The sequence below is a fragment of the Aurantiacibacter marinus genome, from assembly GCF_001021555.1.
Classification (GTDB): domain Bacteria; phylum Pseudomonadota; class Alphaproteobacteria; order Sphingomonadales; family Sphingomonadaceae; genus Alteraurantiacibacter; species Alteraurantiacibacter marinus.
Map to the genome: position 1 here is coordinate 77,992 of NZ_LDCP01000003.1, position 18,006 is coordinate 95,997.

Genomic DNA, 18,006 nt, shown 5'->3' on the forward strand with positions numbered 1-18,006 from the left:
TGGTGGCATGGCCCGCTGCATGAGCGAAACCAGACCACTCGCAGCGATCATCCTTGCCGCCGGCAAGGGCACACGCATGAAGAGCAATCAGCACAAGGTGCTACATGAAGTCGGCGGCAGGTCGATGATCGAACATCTGCTTGCCAGTGTGGAAGCCTTGGCGCCGGAAAGGCTCGTTACCATCGTTGGCGAAGCGCGAGAGCAATTGCATGAACGGCTTGGCGACCGATGCGCGTTTGGCGTGCAGGAACCGCAATTGGGCACTGGCCATGCGGTGCAGCAGGCAGAAGAAGCGCTTGCCGGTTTCAGCGGCGATGTGCTTGTGCTTTACGGCGACGTGCCTTTTGTTTCGACGGCAACGATGCAGGCGATGATCGACCGGCTGAATGCACATGACACACCATCGTCCGTGGTGCTGGGTTTCGAGCCCGATGATCCGCTGCGTTATGGCCGCGTGATTGCACAGCAGGGCCGCATCCTGAAGATGGTAGAATGGAAAGACGCGAACGAAGAGGAACGCGCCTGCACTTTGTGCAACTCCGGCCTGCTGGCTGCGCGCGCGGAAGACCTCTTTGCGCTGCTCGCCCGTGTGCAGAACAACAATGCTCAGGATGAGTATTATCTGCCCGATATCGTCAATATTGCCATTGCTGATGGCCAGACCTGCGCTGTCGTCAACACGCCCCGGCCGGCTGAGGTCACCGGCATCAACAGCCGCGCTGAACTTGCCGCAGCAGAGGCGCAGTGGCAGGAATTCAAACGTGCAGAGGCGATGGAGGCGGGCGTTACCTTGCGTGCTCCAAGCACGGTATTCTTCAGCTGGGATACCGAACTTGCCGCCGATGTGGTGGTGGAGCCCAATGTCGTGTTTGGTCCCGGCGTTGTCGTGGCTTCCGGTGCGTACATAAAGGCGTTCAGCCATCTCGAGGGTGCAACGGTTGGTGAAGATGTTGAAGTGGGCCCCTATGCGCGCCTGCGCCCTGGTGCAGTGCTGGAAAAAGGCAGCAAGGTTGGCAATTTCGTAGAGATCAAGAAAGCCACATTGGGGGAGGGCGCGAAAGCCAGCCACCTGTCCTATCTTGGCGATGCTACCGTTGGTGCGGGCGCGAATATCGGAGCGGGTACGATCACCTGCAATTACGATGGATATTTCAAGCACAAGACCGTGATCGGTGAACGCGCCTTCATCGGATCGAACAGCGCGCTGATTGCTCCGTTGAATATCGGCGCGGATGCCATTGTTGCTGCCGGCAGCGCGGTCAGCCGTGATGTCAGTGCGGGAGAACTGCGCATGGTGCGGGCTGAACAGATGGTCAAACCGGGATGGGCCGACCGGTTTCACGATGCGATGAAGAAAAAGAAGGCCGGAGGCAAATGAGCGACCGGTACGAAGGTAAGCCTTTTCTCAAGCTGCTCGACAGCTATGTCCTCGCCGCCATAGGTCATCTGGATGATCCGACGGAAAAATGGCTGGTAGAGGCAGAACCCTATTTCCGCGACATTTTCGGCGCTGAGGGCAGCTGGAAAGACATTGTAGAGCAGCGCCTGAAAATGCCGGAAGGCGGATCGGCTGCCATATTGGAAGTCTGGGAAAAGGGCGCGATCAAATACCGCGAGCACACCGGCGAAGACCCCCATCCGGTCAACTTTACACATACACTCGTAGACACCAATTTTCCGCACTGAGGCGGCAAGGATTAAAGACATGTGCGGAATTATCGGAATCGTCGGCAAGGGTGATGTGGCAGCGCGGCTGGTCGATGGGCTGCGCAGGATGGAATATCGCGGTTATGACAGCGCGGGCGTCTGCACGCTGACAGGCGGCGATTTGGTGCGCCGCCGGGCGGAAGGCAAACTTCACAATCTGGTGGAAGAACTGGCATCCAATCCGGCTCCGGGCGAAACGGGGATCGCGCACACACGGTGGGCCACCCACGGCGCTCCTGTTGAAAAGAACGCTCACCCGCATGCGACAGAGCGGGTTGCGCTGGTGCACAACGGGATCATCGAGAATTTCAAGGAATTGCGTGACGAACTGCGCGCTGAAGGGCGCACATTCGAAAGCGATACCGACACCGAAACTGTCGTTCACCTGATCAGCCGGGAGATCGAAGCGGGTCATTCGCCGGAAGAGGCGGTGCAGACGGTTCTGCCGCGCCTGCGCGGTGCCTTCGCTCTTGCGATCGCATTTCGCGACTATCCCGACATGCTGATCGGTGCGCGGCTCGGGTCCCCGTTGGTCGTCGGGCACGGGGAGGGTGAGATGTTCCTTGGATCGGACGCGCTCGCGCTGGCTCCGCTTACCCAGCAAATCTCTTACCTAGAAGAGGGCGACTGGGTCACGATTACCCGCGATGATGCGAAAATCCGCGATGTAGAGGGCAACGCAGTCATACGCGAAGTGCGCACCTCTGGTGCCTCTGCCGCTGCAATAGAGAAGGGCAATTACCGTCACTTCATGCAGAAGGAGATATTCGAGCAGCCGACGGTGGTCGCGCAAACCCTGCGTTCCTATCTGCGTCCGGTTGAACAGCAGGTGGCCTTGCCGCAGATCGACTTCGATATTTCTGCCATCGACCGGATCACGCTGGTTGCGTGCGGCACATCCTATTACGCCGGAATGGTGGCGAAATACTGGTTTGAACAGTTCGCCCGCGTTCCCGTCGACATCGATTTCGCCAGCGAATTCCGTTACCGCGATCCGGTATTGTCTGAAGGCGGCCTGGCACTGTTTATCAGCCAAAGCGGGGAAACGGCGGATACACTGGCCGCGCTGCGCCATTGCCGCGAGCAGGGCCAGGTCATCGCCGCCGTCGTCAATGTGCCCACAAGTTCCATGGCGCGGGAGGCAGACCTTCTGTTGCCCACTCATGCCGGACCTGAAATCGGTGTCGCATCGACCAAGGCATTTACCTGCCAGCTTGCCGTACTCGCCGCACTGGCTGCGCATTTTGCAGTGAAGAAAGGCCGTTTGTCGCGGGAGGAAGAGGCAGAAATCGTCGAACATCTGCTCGAAGCACCGGCTTGCCTGAACGCCGCTCTCGATCATGATGATGATATCGCCAGTATGGCCCATCTGATCGCTCCGGCCCGTGATGTGCTGTATCTGGGCCGCGGGGCTGATTTCCCTCTGGCGCTTGAAGGCGCGCTAAAGCTCAAAGAAATCAGCTATATTCACGCCGAAGGTTACGCTGCAGGCGAGATGAAGCACGGGCCGATCGCCCTGATTGATGAAAATGTGCCTGTTATCGTTCTCGCTCCGTCAGGGCCGTTGTTCGAAAAGACCGTGTCGAACATGCAGGAAGTGCAGGCGCGGGGCGGGCAGGTTGTGCTCATTTCCGACGCAGAGGGCATTGCGCAGGCAGGGGAGGATTGCATTGCAACCATCGAAATGCCGAAGGTTCATCCGCTGATCGCGCCGCTGGTTTACGCCGTGCCGGTGCAATTGCTGGCCTATCATGTAGCTGTAGCCAAAGGCACCGATGTCGATCAGCCACGCAATCTGGCGAAGTCAGTCACGGTCGAGTGAATTGCGGGCTGACTAAGTAAGATTCGGGCACCTTTACCGTGTGATAACCATTCCCGGCGTATTGCGGATTGGTGAGCAAGAACCCAACTGGCCTCCCGAAATTGCCGCTTAAATTGAGCGCGCTGCAAGTAATCGGATTGCGCGACCCAGGAGAGGGCGACTGGGCACGATTGCGCGCACTGCAATATTCAGAGCTTTACAAGGCTTCCCGTATCCGGCTTGCCGCGCATGGCATTGCCGCGATCATGGTGGTTTCGCTGTATGTTGGCACATTGCCCGCATGGCTCTTGGCGATCTGGCTCGTCGTGGTCGTGGCAGGCGTTGCCAATGTGGGCAGGGTGGACCGGACCTTTATCGGCGTTGCCAAGCGCTCCATGACGATCGAGGAATTCCGCAGGCAAGCTGCTGCGGTTGCCATCTGCGCTGTGCCATGGGTTCTCGCGCTTCTGTTTTTCGTGCCCTCAGGCGATGAAGCGCAGCATTTTGGCTTATGGACCCTTGCCGCAATGCTTGTGGCGGGCAGCGCCGCAACGTCCAGCTCCGCACCGGTTGCGACCGTTGTTTTCGATCTGGTTGTGGGTGTCGCCGGGGCGGCCTCTTTCGTCATTTCCGGCGACTATCTGTTTGCCGTGTCCAGCCTTGCGTTTATCGTTGTGATTGTTGCAGGCGCTCTTAATTCAGCACGCACATATCTTTCCGCGCGCATTGCCGAGGCAGGTGTTGCGGAAAAGGACGAGGTTGTATCCCTGCTGCTGCGCGAATTCGAGGAAAAGGAATCGGATTGGCTGTGGCAGGTCGATAACAATCGCGCCCTGCGTTCGGTTAGCCCGCGTTTCGCCTATGCCTTGGGCCGTGAACCCGCCGATGTGGAAGGTGCGCGATTTATCCGGCTGATTGCAGGCCACACTTTCGAAAGCGGGGAAGTTCCGCGCAGCCTGCATGATCTGGCCGAGCGGTTGAAGCGCCGCGAGAGTTTCTCGAACTTGCTGGTGCAGGTGCATCTGGGTGAACAGCGCCGCTGGTGGGAACTTTCAGGGACGCCAATGCGCGATGCTTCGGGCAATTACATCGGTTTTCGCGGCGTTGGATCCGATGTGACCGAGCAGCGCGACCGTGATGAAAAGATCGCTTACCTCGCCCGCTATGACACGCTGACAGGGCTGCCGAACCGCCTGATGCTGACAGAAGCCCTAGGCGAAGCCATGCGTTTTTCGGAGCAGTGGCGCACCCGCTGCGCCTTCCTGATGATCGATCTCGACCGGTTCAAGCAGGTTAATGATTCGCTTGGCCACCTTGTGGGCGACCGGCTGCTGACAAAGGTTGCGCAGCGCCTCAACGAAGTCTGTACTGACAATGAGCAATGCGGACGGCTGGGCGGCGATGAATTTGCCGTCGTGATCCGTGATGCGACCGACCACACCCGTGTGGACCTCATTGCCGAGACGGTAATCGAGCATCTCTCACAGCCTTACCTTGTCGATAATCACACGCTTTTTATCGGGGCAAGTGTCGGTTCAGCCATCGGACCGCGCGACGGACAGAGTGTGGAAACGCTGATGCGGAACGCCGATCTCGCCCTATACCGCTCCAAGGATGATGGCGGCGGGGTGCATCACACCTATGTCCCGTCGTTGCACGCCGATGCAGAGGAGCGCCGTTCGCTGGAGTTTTCGCTGCGTAACGCGATTACCGAGGGCGAGATGAGCCTGAATTTCCAGCCCGTAGTCAATGCCAAGACGGAAGGCGTCGTCAGCTTTGAAGCTCTGCTGCGTTGGAACAGCAAGGAGCATGGCTTCGTTAGCCCGACAAAGTTCATTCCACTGGCAGAAGACACGCGTCTGATTATCCCGATCGGTAAGTGGGTGCTGCACGAAGCGTGCCGTCAGGCAACACGCTGGCCCGAAGACATCAAGGTCGCGGTCAACGTATCAGGTGAACAGCTGCTCGAGCCGAATTTCCCGGCGACTATCGTAACCGCGCTGGCCGAAACCGGCCTGCCCGCTCATCGGCTGGAGGTTGAAGTCACCGAAAGCGTCTTCCTGCGCGACGGGAAGACTGCGCACTCGACGCTGGAAGAGATTCTGGCGCTAGGCTGTTCCGTGGCGCTGGATGACTTTGGCACAGGCTATTCCTCGTTAGGCTACCTGCGAAACCTGCGCTTCTCCACCATCAAGGTCGACCGCAGCTTTGTACAGGGCGCGGTGGAAGACAGCCCGGAAAGCCTCGCAATTATCAGAGCGGTGGTCGCAATGGCGCAAAGCCTTGATATGTCGACTACGGCGGAGGGTGTGGAAACAGCCGAGCAGGCGGACCTGATCCGGAACCTGGGTTGTACGAAGATCCAAGGATATTATTTCGGACGTCCGATGAGCGCAACAGAGGCTCACTCGCTGGTTGTAAAACGCCGCGTCGCTGCGTGATCTGACTCGGCCCGACACGTGGTCGAAGACGGCGATAGCTAGACCAGTTCTGCCAGCGCGCTTTCAAACAGGCGCCGCCCGTCATGCCCGCCATGGGCATCTTCTATCGCGCGCTCGGGATGGGGCATCATTCCCAGCACATTGCCTGCCGCATTGACGATACCGGCGATGTCGCGGCGCGAACCGTTGCAGCTTTCGGCGTAGCGGAAAGCCACGCGGCCTTCGCCCTCCAGCCTGTCGAGCGTCTCCTCGTCAGCGAAGTAATTGCCATCGTGATGCGCCACTGGAATGCGGATTTCCTCGCCTGCAGCATAACCGCTGGTGAACATGGTCTGCGAATTTTCCACCTTTAAGGCGACCGTGCGGCAGATGAATGTCTGGCCCGCATTGCGCATAAGGGCGCCGGGCAAAAGGCCCGCTTCCGTCAGGATCTGAAAGCCGTTGCACACACCCAGAACCGGCACACCGCGTTTCGCTGCCGCAACGATAGAGCGCATGATCGGGCTGTTCGCCGCCATCGCGCCGCTGCGCAGATAATCGCCATAGGAAAAGCCGCCTGGCAGAGCGATGAAATCAAGCCCGTCCGGCAATTCCGCATCGCCATGCCAGACTTTTACCGGCTCACGGCCGGAAACATCACGCATTGCAGTCCACATATCCCGGTCACAGTTGGAACCCGGGAAAGTTACGACGGCGCTTTTCACGCTGCAGCCTTTTCGATGCGATAATTTTCGATGACCGTATTCGCGAGCAATTTCTCGCACATATCCGTCAGCGCCGCGTCACTGGTGTCGTCAGCCACGTCCAGTTCAATCAGGCGGCCGATGCGCACATCGGCTACGCCGGCAAAGCCCAGGCCTTCCAGCGCGTGGTGAACAGCGCGGCCTTGCGGGTCGAGCACGCCGGGCTTCAGTGAAACATGGATGCGGATTTTCATGTCTGTTGGCCTTTCGGACGCGTGATCGGTTTGCGCGTGCCTATGACAATTGCCCGCGCTACCCGCAAGAGGGACTGAAACCGTTCCCCCATTTCAAACGATATGCGGGTGACACGAAAGGACGGCAGGCATGATCGCGACGGAGAAATTTTCCTTCATCGGCAAGAATGGACAGGTGCTGGACGGGCGTCTGGAATTACCGTTATATTCCAGACCAATAGGTGCGGCATTGTTCGCCCATTGCTTTACTTGCACAAAGCAAAGCCATGCGGCGACGCGTGTTGCGGGGGCGCTGGCGGCAAAAGGGCTGGCGGTATTGCGGTTCGATTTTACCGGACTGGGCGGCAGCGATGGTGAATTCGCCAACGCCGGATTTGTCAGCAATGTGGAAGATCTTGTGGCTGCGGCGCAGGCTCTGGATATGCGCGGCCTGCCGCCTGTCTTGCTTATCGGACACTCGCTGGGCGGAGCCGCCGTCATTGCTGCAACAGAGCACATCCCGCAAGCGCGCGGCGTGGTCACGCTGAACGCGCCATTCGATACCGACCATGTTTTCGAACATTTTGGAGACGCGGTTGCACGGATCGAAGCGGACGGCGAGGGCGATGTCATGCTTGCCGGGCGAACCTTCCGCATTTCGCGCGAGTTTCTGGAGCAGGGGCGCGGTCAGCCGCAAGCGGACAGGATTGCGGGGCTCGGGCGCGCTCTGCTGGTAATGCATACACCGCAGGATGCATTTGTCGGCATCGACAATGCACGCCAGATTTTTCAGGCTGCCAGGCATCCCAAGAGCTTCATCGCGCTGGACGGGGCGGACCATCTGCTGACCGAAACGGGATCAGCCGAATATGCGGCAGACATGATCGCGGCTTGGGCGATGCCCTATCTTGCGAAATTGCCGGAAGCCGCGCGGCAAGACTTCGCCGGCGCAGTCGAGGTTTCGACGGCAGGCGGGAAATTCGCGCAATGGGTGCGGACGGCAAAGCACGAGTTTATAGCTGATGAGCCGGAAAGCTATGGCGGCTCAGACCATGGCCCCACACCTTATGACTTGCTGCTGGCGGCGCTGGGTACCTGCACCAGCATGACGATCAAGATGTATGCCGATCGCAAAGGGATTCCGCTTGAAAGTGTGCGGGTGGAGCTGGAACATAGCCGCGATCATCACAAGGATTGCATTGATTGTGAAGAGAGCGGCGTGCCGATTCAGGTGATCGACCGGGCCATTGAGCTATCAGGTGATTTGACGGCGGAGCAGCGCATTCGCTTGCTGGAAATCGCCGACAAGTGCCCGGTGCACAAGACGCTGGAGGGCGAATTGCACATCCATACGAGCGTGATCCCGGCTGAATAGGATTGCCCACAAACAAAAATGGCCGGGCGTGATGCCCGGCCATTTGCGTTATTTATCGTTGCAGCGGCTTATTCGCCCGATGCATCGTCTCCGGCGAACAGAATGCGCGTATCTGCGCGGCGATCCGGTGCAAGATAGGTTCGTGCCAGTTCCTGCAATTGAGCCGGTGTCCAGCTTTCAAGCACTGCGATCTGCTGGCGCACACGGTCGAGACGGTCGGCCTCGCTTTGTGCATCAGAGGCAACGCCCAGCCAGAAGCCGTTGTTTTCACGGGACTGACGGATGTTTTCAAGCACCGGCTGGCGCGCACGGAGCAGGAAGTCTTCGCTCACCGCTTCGCTGCGCAATTCGCTGGCGAGGCGAGTGATGATGGCACGTACTTCGTCTGCCTGAGCCGGATCAACGACTGCCGAAAGACTGAGTGTGCCGACATCGACATAGTCCGAACTGGTCGAATTGGACACAGACGGGCTGTATGTCGCCGCAAGTTCCTCTCGCAGGGTTTCAAGCCCCTTGAGACGGACCAGACCCGACAGCAACGTAAGCCCCATGTCCTCACGGAAATCGCTGTCATCACGGGTACGCCAGATACTGCCGACAAGGGCCTGATCAGCCTGCCCGGTGTGAGTGTAATCGTTTACACCCTCTCCTGACAGATCGCGCAATGTCACCACACGCTTGTCCGCAAATTCGGAGAATCCCACATTGCGTTCGGACAAAGCGCCGAAGCTTTGCGCAACCGCAGCGATTGCCGCATCAGGATCGATGTCGCCGACAATGCCGATTTCAATCGCACCACTCGCAGCTGCTGCAAGCACTGCGTCGCGCAGCACTTCACGGTCGACCGCCGCCAGATCGTCGCGCGTGGGGAATTCTGTATAAGGACTGTCCACGACCTGCTCGCTCGAACGCAGGCTGAAGACCTGGGCAGGATTCGATTCCAGCTGGTTCCAGACGGCATCGATCACAGCATCGAACCGCGCATCAGCTTCTGGACGCAGACCGATATCAGTGAGGTAAGCTGCGCTCACCTTCATCTGCATTGCAAGATCGTCCGGCGTGGTGACACCGCCCGAACTGAACGTATCGGTTCCTGCACCAATTCCGGTGGAAACCTGCTGGCCAGCAAGAAGCTCTGTAATTTCATCGAAGCTGTGCTGGCCAAGGCCCCCAACTTGCGATGCAATTTGCAGATAGATGCTCGCTGCAGTCGAATTCATGCCGTCCAGCGCAAAGCCGCCGCCATCCATATTTACATTGAATCGCACGCGGCCCGGCTCGAAATCCGTCTGCTTGATGTTCAGCCGCACATTGTTTGCGAAAGTGACTGTGCGGATGCCCAGATCATCGATCATGCTATCGGCCACAATCATGCCCGGCGTACCCCAGTCGTCGTAGGCAAACGCGCTGACTTCAACATCTTCCGGCTCAGCCACGGCAAGCGTGGTGCTTGCATTGTAAACTGCTGCAACGGCCTCAGTCCCGCCTTCGAGTTCTTTCGCCGTAACGCGCACCAGCGGTTCGCCCTGGCTCCACATTTCGGTGAAGGCGGCATTCACGGCTGCGACGGTAAGTTGAGGGCGAATTTGCTGGAAGAATTCGTAACGCCATTCGGGATCGGTGACGAAATCGTTTTCTGCCGCGACGTTCACGATCGCCATTGCAAGCTGGCGATTGTCGCGCGCTTCTGCTTGCGCAACCGAGCGGCGCAGGGAACTGTCGATCTGTGTCAGCACATAATCGAGTTCCGACTGGGTGAACCCATATTGCAGTGCGCGGCGCAATTCTTGTTCAGCGATACCGAGGCCCGCTTCCCATTCCCCGTCACGTGTGCTCACGGACATAACCGCGAAATCTGCAACGCCTTCATCGTCGGTAAAGCCGGTACCGCCACCAAGGATCGGGCTGTCTTCCTGATTGGAAATCCGCGTGATCCGGCGTCCGACGATAGTGTTCGCAATATCGCGAAGCTGGCTTTCTGTGCGCGTCGCAACTGTATCGGCAGGATCAGTGTACGGGCGCAGCTGGAAAATCGAAACGCCTTCGCTGATTGCCGGATCGACGAAAGTATCAAATTCCGTTCCACGATCGAAATCCACATCGCCGAGAGGCGGGATCACATCCGCGTCGCCGCGGCCCTGCCAATTGCCGAAGCGCGCTTCGATCATCGATTCCATTTCCGCAACATCGAAATCACCAACGGCGACGAGGGTCGCGTTTTCCGGGCGGTAGAACCGGTAGTAAAGATCGCGCAGCCTTTCTGCCGGGGCTTCACGCAGAATTTCGTCGGTGCCAATCGGGAAACGCGTGTTGTATCGTGTGCCGGGGATACGGAAGTCGAACAGGTCGCGGAAGTTGCGCAGACCGGCGCTGTCACGTGTCCGGCGCTCGCTCACCAGAATTTCACGCTCACGGTCAACTGCCTCGGGTGCGAACTGTATTTCACTGGCGGTTTCACGCAGCAAGAACAGCGCGACTTCAAGTCCGTACTCGGTCGCATTGGGAACATCGAGCATATACACGGTTTCATCGAAGCTCGTGTAGGCGTTCGTGTCTGGTCCAAAAGCCAGGCCAAGACGCTCCAGCAAAGGTATCATTTCGCCTTCGGGCACGTTGGTTGTGCCGTTGAACGCCATGTGTTCAATGAAGTGGGCGAGGCCCTGTTCGTTATCGGCTTCACCAAAGGATCCGAAATCGAAGTGCAGGCGCAGAGATGCGGCGCCATCCGGCGTATCGTTCTGACGGATGGCATATTTCATGCCATTGGACAGCTGACCGTACGTGAAGGTCTCATCCGGCTCGACATCGGTGGCTTCCATGCCCCAGCCTTCGCTCGGGCCGACTTGTGCTGCCGCAGGGGCGGCAAGAGCGAGCGTGAAAGCCAGAGTGGCACTGGAAATGGTAGTGCTGAGTGCACGGCGGATTGTCATCGGCATAGTCCTCTTAAATCAAAAGCTTCATATCTGATCCAGGGCGCGCAGATTAAGCACGCCTGTTCGTCCCGTTACCAGTGTAACGAGTGAACTGTGCCGTGCAACAGGCCAAAGGCCTGTATTTCGAACTATCCCGCTATTTTCGGGCTATTTTTTCGGTTTTTGCGGGGATTGGCGCAAGCGCGAGCGATGCGCGCTCATATCGAGCACTTCGCCAGGTTCGCCGTCATCATCCTTCTGGAGCAATCCGAGGCGTCTCGCGACTTCCTGATAGGCTTCTTCCTCACCGCCAAGATCACGCCGGAACCGGTCCTTGTCCAACTTTTCGCCGGTATTGAAATCCCACAGGCGGCAATTGTCAGGGCTGATTTCGTCAGCGAGAATAACACGGCTGAAATCGCCATCGAAAATGCGCCCGAACTCCAGTTTGAAATCGACCAGCTTGATATCGATCGCAGCAAACATCCCGCACATGAAATCATTGATGCGGATGGCCATGGCGGCAATATCCTGCATTTCTTCATGGCTGGCCCAGTTGAAGCACGCGATATGTTCTTCGGCGACCAGCGGATCGCCCAGTTCATCCGACTTCAGATAATATTCGATCAGCGTGTGCGGCAGCATATCGCCTTCTTCGATACCGAGGCGTTTGGAAATGGAGCCCGCCGCAATATTGCGCACGACCACTTCAAGCGGAATGATTTCCACCTGACGCACAAGCTGTTCGCGCATGTTGAGGCGCCGGATGAAGTGCGTCGGGATGCCAATATGCGCAAGGCGCGTGAACACGTGTTCGCTGATACGGTTGTTGATCACGCCCTTGCCATTGATCGTGCCGCGTTTTTCGGCGTTGAAGGCTGTGGCATCGTCCTTGAAATACTGGATGATGGTGCCGGGTTCCGGACCTTCATAAAGGATCTTGGCCTTGCCTTCGTAAATCTGGCGGCGGCGGGACATGGGCAGGCCTTTCGATCTTCGCCCAGTCAGGAAACCTGGGCGTAACAAAAACAAACCGCCCCGGCACGTGCGATGCATCCGCTTCGCATGGGCCAGGGCGCGGTCGAGGTGGCCTATACACCCGCCAGCAGAGGAGGGCAATTGGAACCACAGGGACCATCCGCCATCCTTCGCGCTATCAAACATGACAGGCAACTGTTACGTGAACTGCGGGTCGCGCCATTTAGGGGAAGTTTTCTATGCGTAGATCTGTATTTTTTGTGGCTGCTGCAAGCTTTGCACTGGCGGCCTGCAATTCCGGTGAAGAAGCTGCCGAAGCACCTGCCGTGGACGAGGCAATGGTCGCGGACGAGCCTGCCGCAGAAGTGGCATTGGCAGCGGATGGTCAGCCTGCAACCGGCACCTACGAAGTAACCTTGGCAGATGGGTCTGTCATTACCGAAATCGTCAACGCGGACGGCACCATGTCCTGGATTTCGAGCGATGGAACCGAGGGTTCGGGCACATGGCGGACGGATGGCCCGAACGTGTGGTGCTCAACCGACGAAGGCGAAGCGGAAACCTGCTCTGACGAAGTTGTTGGCGAAGACGGCGTCTGGACATCGATCAACCGCGAAAGCGGCAATACGGCTATTGTGGTTCGCGCCGACAGCTAAGGCAGCTGAGAGGCCCGAAGGGTAAAAGAAAACGGGGCGCGCTGGTCATCCAGCACGCCCCGTTTTCCATTCGGTCGCGGTTGGTCAATCAGCCATCGGGACATCTTCGACGGAGGCATAAAGGCCTTGGCCAACAATGCCTTCGCGAACGTCTTCGCCAACTTCGGCGTTGTATTCGGCGACGGTCGAGATCACTTCGCCGTCCTTATCCAGCAGCACAGCCTGATCGCCGGAACCGGTAGCTGCCATGCGGATATAGACAGGATCGGGATGCAGGCGGTTTGATGCGCCGTTGCTGGCATCGACTACGCCGCCGATAAGACCGCCGGCCAGCAAATTGCCGGCAACGCTGCCGCTGGTGCGGCTTTGCAGATAGATGCTCACCGGCGCGTAACCTGCGGCGGTGAAGGTGACCATGGAATCATCGCCGCGGCGCATTTCGAAGGTGCAAGGCGTTGTGCACGTCTGCCCGGCCAGCGTTTCGATAACGGCACCAGTTGGTTCTGATTCGAATTCGACCGGCTGGCTGGTGCCATTCAAAACCGTTGCGCAGCCCGAAAGACCAACTGATGCAGCGAGCAGCGCAGAAGCAAAGATTTTTTTCATTATGATTACGTCCCTCCAAGATTTGGTGGGAGCTGCATATCCTCAAGTTTCGACTGTAATCAATCGCAAATGAGGCACGCTTTGCCGAATGTCGCTGAGATACAATTTCTCGCTATCACAACCACATGCTGCGCCGCTCTACCGGATAGAAGAGGCCCGCTGAGAGAGATCTGGACCTCGCCTGCATCACCAGACGGCGGCCATGTTTCGATCACACGAAGAGATCAGCGGTGCTGTGCCAATCCGCTTCTTCCGGATCGACAGGAAAAGCTTTGCATCTTGCTTCCGCCCGCCAAGGGCGAAAGGCACCGCATGATGGTCCAACTGGTAAAAATCAGAGCCTCTTCATCGGGGCGCAGGACATAACGCATGTTCTGCGCCGGCCCGGGCGATTCCACAATTCCCGGCAAAGGTGATGGTATTCGTCCATTCCCGGCACAGTCTTCCCGCTGCCCGCTGCGGCCATGCTTTGCAGTCGCTCCAGCGTAGTCGCGGGGCCGCCGGGCGGCCTTGTAAAGTCCGCGCGTTATGCCATCTTCCTCGCTTGGGGAGACCTTTTCATGGAATCAATTGCTGCCGATCTCGAGACGATGAAGCGCGTCCCGCTTGCTGACCGCCATGTCGCCATGATCTGCGCCATCGGGTCCGAACGAACTTACGAATGCGGCGATATGGTTGCCGAAGTCGGTCAGCCGATGGATGAATTTCTCTACGTTCTCGAAGGTGAGATTGAAGTTGTCGACCCCTGGTCGGGCGAACGTCTGCTTGATGCTTCGCTCGGGCCAACGCAGTTCATGGGCGAGATCGGGTTTTTGAACGCGGGCACATGGTTTCTGCCCATGCGAGCTGCCAGTGTGACCAAGGTTGTCGCTGCACCTCGAGAGGCGATGCTGGAGCTCATGAGCCGAGTGCCGGAGCTTTCAGACCATGTTATTTCGGTGTTTGCAGCGCGGCGGCGCAAGCAGTTCGAGGCGCAGAATTCTTCGGTCAAACTCATCGGAGCAGACCGCGATGGCGCAGTCCAAAGGGTGGAGAGTTTCCTGCGCCGCAACCGCGTCCCCTACGAAAGTTACGACCTCGATTCGTCTGAGGAAGAGGCGCTGGAGCTGTGCAAACTTTCCGATCACAAACCATCGGTAATCATGGGCGATAGCGAAGTGATGGCAGACCCCACTCCGCGCAAAGTGGCGCAGAAGCTGGGTCTTGATCTGAACATCTGTTCCAACCGCGATTATGATGTGTTGATCGTTGGCGGCGGACCGGGCGGGGTCGCAGCGGCAGTATATGCCGGTGCGGAGGGGCTGTGCGCTCTTCTCGTCGAAGATACGGCGATTGGCGGTCAGGCAGGCAGGTCAAGCCGTATCGAAAACTATATGGGATTTCCGACCGGCATTTCCGGCGCTGATCTGGTGTACCGTGGCGAAATCCAGGCGATGAAATTCGGCACGCGTTTTGCGATGCCCCGCCGTGTTACCGCATTACGGCAAACAGATGATGGCCGCTTCTGCGCCACGCTGGATAATAACGAAGACGAGATTTGCGCCCATGCAGTGGTGGTCGCAACGGGGGTTAAATATCGCCGGCTGCCAATCGCCCGGCTGGCTGAGTTCGAAGGTGCCGGCATCTATTACGCTGCAACCGACATGGAAGCGCGCTTCTGCCGCAACAACGAGGCCATTGTGGTTGGTGGTGGCAATTCTGCAGGGCAGGCGGCAATGTTCCTGAGCCGGGCAGCAAAGCACGTACACCTTGTGGTACGCGGAAAGAGCCTGGCGCAATCAATGTCCGAATATCTGACGCGCCGGTTGGAAAGCGATCCGGCGATCACAATCCACCATGAAACCGAAGTTTCCGCGCTGGACGGCGATGACCGGCTTTCTGAAGTGACCTTGTCGGGACCTGATGGCGAGCTGCGGCTGGCTACCAACGCGCTTTTCATCATGATCGGAGCTGCGCCCAATACCGATTGGCTGAAAGGTCACGCAGAGCTTGATGAGCGCGGCTTTGTGCTGACAGGTGAGGAAGTCGGAGCGCGTTCGCCATTCGAAACGTCGACACCGGGCATTTTCGCTATTGGCGATGTGCGCGGCGGATCCGTCAAAAGGGTGGCGAGCGCTGTTGGTGAAGGCTCCGTCGTGATTTCAGCCGCCTGGAACCACGTGGCCAAGCAGAAATCCTGAACGCCGCAATTGCCTGAACGCCGCAATTGATCGTCGAGACAGGGGGCGGCGTGCACCACGTTTTCTGGAAAAGACAATTTTCTGGAAAAAGAATGGTGCCCGAGGGCGGAGTCGAACCACCGACACGACGATTTTCAATCGTCTGCTCTACCACTGAGCTACTCAGGCATTTCACTGGCCAGCGGACATCGTCGAAGTGCCCGAAGTGCGAATGAGTGCGGGCCTATGGCGAAGCACGGCGCGCTTGGCAAGGCCCCACATTCAACTTCGCCGCTATTCTTCTTGCGCAATATCCTCAGGAGCGGCTGGCGGGCCTGGCACGGCGTAGCCATCGCTGAACCATTGGGCGAGGTCGCGATCACGGCAGCGGGTGGAACAGAACGGCGTAAACTCCGCCGTTCGGGGCTTTTTGCAAATGGGGCAGGGTTTGTGATTCATCGTGTCACAAGCTGGGCGTGGGAGGCTTCAAGTGCAAGACCGGGATCGGGTCGAATCGAAACCTCTTTTCCGGTGCGGCGGGTCAGCTCTTCCAGCCAGTTGTCTTCGATTGCAGCCAAAACCGCCGGGTGAGCAGACAGTTCAACCTTTCCGGGCCCTTCCAGCACTTCTGCGCGACGCAGGAGCAGACGCGCTGCCGCTCCGCTCCGGTTCCGGGCGATTCGGTGTATCAGGGATGGGCGGGAAAGCCGCGTTACGATCTGCACAAAGCCAAAACCGTTCATCGCTGTGCGTTCATGCGGCCAATCGTCCAGGCATTCTGCCAATCCGGTGTCAATTGCCTTGCGATCAGCCTTGTCCTGAACGCTGGGGAAATCAACGCCGATATTTCCGCCAAGATCGAAACGGCGAAGGGCCTTCGCCAAAGCGGCAACGGCCTTCTGCTGGGCGGCCCGCTGCGCACTGCCATCGACATCGATCAGCGTCATTGCAGGGGTTTCTGCGAACAACAGGCTGCCGCCGTCAAAGGTCACCTTCTGGCTGGCAGCGTCCAGCCACAGTTCCTGCCAATCCGCCTGATCGGGAAAGCGGCGGATCAATTCGACCTCGTGACTCTCATCGACAAGCGACTGCGCAAGCGCAGGTCCCGGACGGACAGGGGCATCGCTGAAGCGGGACTGCGCGAGTTTGAAACGACCGCGTTCTGCAATGGCTTCGCGCGTGACCTGCATTCGCACCGGTGCCCCGATGCTGACAGAGCGCGGGATCTGCGCAGCGAATGCCTGCTCTCCGCTGGGAAACTCCACCCGGCCACGGCCGCCTTCCCCGATGCGTTCGCGCAGCTTTGCATCGGCAATTTCGCCTGCCACCAAGCGCGTGCCCGGCCAGAAAATGCGCGCCTCTTCGATGCCATCAGGCCCGAGCTGGATCGCACGATGTTCGCCGATACCTTCCTCGACCAGCCACTTAGCCAAGCTTGAATCCTGCAGCTTTCAATAGTGTGCGTGTTTCGTACAGTGGCAGTCCCATGACTGCTGAATGGCTACCCTGAATCCACGGGATAAGCGCTTCGGCCATGCCCTGGATCGCGTATCCACCAGCCTTCCCGTGCCATTCACCGCTGGCGATGTAAGCGTTTATCTCGTCAGGAGAGAGGCGTTTGAATTTAAGCTGGGTTTCACTCAACTTTGCCCGCACTGTGCCATCAGGTGCAGCCAATGCGATGGCGCTGAGGACGCGGTGCCGACGGCCGGAAAGCAATTCCAGGCATTTGCGTGCGGTTTGTTCGTCCTCTGCCTTGGGCAGGATTCGCCGTCCGCAGGCCACAACCGTATCGCCTGCCAGTACGTGAGCATCCCCTGCCGCAACTGCCAGCGCTTTTTCGTGTGCCATGCGTATGGCATAGGTCCGCGGCAATTCCGCCTTGTGCGGCGTCTCGTCGATATCGGCAGGACATATGGCATCAGGCTTCACGCCGATCCGCGCGAGCAATTCGCGCCGTCTCGGGCTGGCCGATGCCAGAATGAGAGAGGGGCCGGGCGTTGGCATGCCCGACAGCATTAGCCCGTGTAGCCTGGAGGCCCGGCGCGGCCCGGCATAAAGCGGTAGGTGATACGCGCCTTGGTGAGATCATAGGGTGTGAGTTCACACAGAACTTCGTCACCAACTAGAACGCGGATACGGTTCTTGCGCATCCGACCAGCGGTATGACCAAGGACTTCGTGACCGTTTTCGAGCTCGACCCGGAACATCGCGTTGGGCAGCAGCTCCACTACCTTGCCGCGCATTTCGAGGAGTTCTTCTTTAGCCATTCAGTTTCTCAAGTCCTTTGTGATGGGCGACAATTCGCGTCAGAATTTCATATTGGGCGGCGCATAGCGTTCCCTCCCGTAAAAGGGAAGTCCGGCATGAGGCACCAAGTTCGACTGGAACGATTGTGACCCAAATGTCGCAGTATAATGCGACAAATTGATACTTTGGACCATCTTGAGGTCCC

At 58.4% G+C, this 18,006-nt stretch carries 16 protein-coding genes and 1 tRNA gene; 7 read left to right on the plus strand and 10 right to left on the minus strand.

The features are described 5' to 3' along the window. Positions 1-19: 19 nt before the first annotated feature. The 4 genes from glmU (at position 20) to AB731_RS10430 (ending at position 5,949) form a co-directional block, all read left to right on the plus strand. Entirely contained in the window at positions 20-1,378 is a 1,359-nt protein-coding gene (glmU, locus tag AB731_RS10415; protein WP_082126459.1) for a bifunctional UDP-N-acetylglucosamine diphosphorylase/glucosamine-1-phosphate N-acetyltransferase GlmU, read from the plus strand. Then, entirely contained in the window at positions 1,375-1,686 is a 312-nt protein-coding gene (locus AB731_RS10420; protein WP_047094187.1) for a hypothetical protein, read from the plus strand. Before glmU ends, AB731_RS10420 begins: the two co-directional genes overlap by 4 nt. A 19-nt stretch (positions 1,687-1,705) precedes the next feature. Further along, positions 1,706-3,529, plus strand: a complete 1,824-nt coding sequence (gene glmS, locus AB731_RS10425) for a glutamine--fructose-6-phosphate transaminase (isomerizing) (protein WP_047094186.1) — start codon at positions 1,706-1,708, stop codon at positions 3,527-3,529. Positions 3,530-3,666: 137 nt separating this feature from the next. Beyond that, positions 3,667-5,949 (plus strand): putative bifunctional diguanylate cyclase/phosphodiesterase, encoded by a 2,283-nt coding sequence (locus tag AB731_RS10430; protein ID WP_231638921.1) that lies wholly within the window; start codon positions 3,667-3,669, stop codon positions 5,947-5,949. Between the two features lie 38 nt (positions 5,950-5,987). On the opposite strand, the gene purQ is transcribed toward AB731_RS10430, so the two are convergent. Together purQ and purS are read right to left on the minus strand one after the other, a co-directional pair. Then, the gene (purQ, locus tag AB731_RS10435) at positions 5,988-6,653 is read right to left on the minus strand and encodes a phosphoribosylformylglycinamidine synthase subunit PurQ (RefSeq protein WP_047094184.1); all 666 of its coding nucleotides are present in this window, start codon (positions 6,651-6,653) and stop codon (positions 5,988-5,990) included. After that, positions 6,650-6,886, minus strand: a complete 237-nt coding sequence (gene purS, locus AB731_RS10440) for a phosphoribosylformylglycinamidine synthase subunit PurS (RefSeq protein WP_047094183.1) — start codon at positions 6,884-6,886, stop codon at positions 6,650-6,652. The genes purQ and purS overlap by 4 nt, the downstream gene beginning before the upstream one ends. A gap of 130 nt (positions 6,887-7,016) precedes the next feature. On the opposite strand from purS, the gene AB731_RS10445 reads away from it, so the two are divergent. Then, entirely contained in the window at positions 7,017-8,240 is a 1,224-nt protein-coding gene (locus AB731_RS10445) for a bifunctional alpha/beta hydrolase/OsmC family protein (RefSeq protein ID WP_047094182.1), read from the plus strand. Between the two features lie 68 nt (positions 8,241-8,308). Here AB731_RS10445 and AB731_RS10450 read toward each other — a convergent pair whose 3' ends face one another. Together AB731_RS10450 and purC are read right to left on the minus strand one after the other, a co-directional pair. After that, positions 8,309-11,170 carry a M16 family metallopeptidase gene (locus AB731_RS10450; RefSeq protein ID WP_162199482.1) on the minus strand — a complete coding sequence of 954 codons (2,862 nt, stop codon included), beginning with the start codon at positions 11,168-11,170 and terminating at the stop codon, positions 8,309-8,311. 150 nt (positions 11,171-11,320) lie between these two features. Beyond that, the gene (gene purC / locus AB731_RS10455) at positions 11,321-12,130 is read right to left on the minus strand and encodes a phosphoribosylaminoimidazolesuccinocarboxamide synthase (RefSeq protein ID WP_047094180.1); all 810 of its coding nucleotides are present in this window, start codon (positions 12,128-12,130) and stop codon (positions 11,321-11,323) included. Between the two features lie 239 nt (positions 12,131-12,369). Between purC and AB731_RS10460 the strand changes: the two genes are divergently transcribed. Beyond that, complete coding sequence (locus tag AB731_RS10460) at positions 12,370-12,786, plus strand: hypothetical protein (protein WP_047094179.1); 417 nt, start codon at positions 12,370-12,372, stop codon at positions 12,784-12,786. Positions 12,787-12,870: 84 nt separating this feature from the next. Here AB731_RS10460 and AB731_RS10465 read toward each other — a convergent pair whose 3' ends face one another. Continuing rightward, a complete protein-coding gene (locus tag AB731_RS10465; RefSeq protein WP_052769034.1) occupies positions 12,871-13,392 on the minus strand; it encodes a hypothetical protein in 522 nt (173 codons plus the stop codon). Positions 13,393-13,952: 560 nt separating this feature from the next. Here AB731_RS10465 and AB731_RS10470 point away from each other — a divergent pair. Next, positions 13,953-15,572 carry an FAD-dependent oxidoreductase gene (locus AB731_RS10470; protein ID WP_047094293.1) on the plus strand — a complete coding sequence of 540 codons (1,620 nt, stop codon included), beginning with the start codon at positions 13,953-13,955 and terminating at the stop codon, positions 15,570-15,572. 93 nt (positions 15,573-15,665) lie between these two features. On the opposite strand, the gene AB731_RS10475 is transcribed toward AB731_RS10470, so the two are convergent. The 5 genes from AB731_RS10475 to infA form a co-directional block, all read right to left on the minus strand. Beyond that, positions 15,666-15,740 (minus strand) — tRNA-Phe (locus AB731_RS10475). A gap of 105 nt (positions 15,741-15,845) precedes the next feature. Continuing rightward, positions 15,846-16,010, minus strand: a complete 165-nt coding sequence (locus AB731_RS13840; protein ID WP_082126460.1) for a DNA gyrase inhibitor YacG — start codon at positions 16,008-16,010, stop codon at positions 15,846-15,848. Further along, positions 16,007-16,984: a ribonuclease E/G gene (locus AB731_RS10480; protein WP_047094178.1), complete on the minus strand. Its 978-nt coding sequence runs from the start codon at positions 16,982-16,984 to the stop codon at positions 16,007-16,009. The genes AB731_RS13840 and AB731_RS10480 overlap by 4 nt, the downstream gene beginning before the upstream one ends. Then, entirely contained in the window at positions 16,977-17,558 is a 582-nt protein-coding gene (locus AB731_RS10485) for a Maf family protein (RefSeq protein ID WP_047094292.1), read from the minus strand. Before AB731_RS10485 ends, AB731_RS10480 begins: the two co-directional genes overlap by 8 nt. A gap of 11 nt (positions 17,559-17,569) precedes the next feature. Further along, positions 17,570-17,821, minus strand: a complete 252-nt coding sequence (gene infA / locus AB731_RS10490) for a translation initiation factor IF-1 (RefSeq protein WP_047094177.1) — start codon at positions 17,819-17,821, stop codon at positions 17,570-17,572. Positions 17,822-18,006 lie beyond the last annotated feature (185 nt).

What these genes read in the sequence shown, in the direction of transcription:
- AB731_RS10450 (WP_162199482.1), bottom strand. Translation starts at nt 11,170, where the DNA reads ATGACAATCCGCCGTGCACTCAGCACTACCATTTCCAGTGCCACTCTG.
- AB731_RS10465 (WP_052769034.1), bottom strand. Translation starts at nt 13,392, where the DNA reads ATGAAAAAAATCTTTGCTTCTGCGCTGCTCGCTGCATCAGTTGGTCTT.
- AB731_RS13840 (WP_082126460.1), bottom strand. Translation starts at nt 16,010, where the DNA reads ATGAATCACAAACCCTGCCCCATTTGCAAAAAGCCCCGAACGGCGGAG.
- AB731_RS10420 (WP_047094187.1), top strand. Translation starts at nt 1,375, where the DNA reads ATGAGCGACCGGTACGAAGGTAAGCCTTTTCTCAAGCTGCTCGACAGC.
- glmU (WP_082126459.1), top strand. Translation starts at nt 20, where the DNA reads ATGAGCGAAACCAGACCACTCGCAGCGATCATCCTTGCCGCCGGCAAG.
- infA (WP_047094177.1), bottom strand. Translation starts at nt 17,821, where the DNA reads ATGGCTAAAGAAGAACTCCTCGAAATGCGCGGCAAGGTAGTGGAGCTG.
- AB731_RS10460 (WP_047094179.1), top strand. Translation starts at nt 12,370, where the DNA reads ATGCGTAGATCTGTATTTTTTGTGGCTGCTGCAAGCTTTGCACTGGCG.
- glmS (WP_047094186.1), top strand. Translation starts at nt 1,706, where the DNA reads ATGTGCGGAATTATCGGAATCGTCGGCAAGGGTGATGTGGCAGCGCGG.
- AB731_RS10445 (WP_047094182.1), top strand. Translation starts at nt 7,017, where the DNA reads ATGATCGCGACGGAGAAATTTTCCTTCATCGGCAAGAATGGACAGGTG.
- purC (WP_047094180.1), bottom strand. Translation starts at nt 12,130, where the DNA reads ATGTCCCGCCGCCGCCAGATTTACGAAGGCAAGGCCAAGATCCTTTAT.
- AB731_RS10470 (WP_047094293.1), top strand. Translation starts at nt 13,953, where the DNA reads ATGGAATCAATTGCTGCCGATCTCGAGACGATGAAGCGCGTCCCGCTT.
- AB731_RS10485 (WP_047094292.1), bottom strand. Translation starts at nt 17,558, where the DNA reads ATGCCAACGCCCGGCCCCTCTCTCATTCTGGCATCGGCCAGCCCGAGA.
- purS (WP_047094183.1), bottom strand. Translation starts at nt 6,886, where the DNA reads ATGAAAATCCGCATCCATGTTTCACTGAAGCCCGGCGTGCTCGACCCG.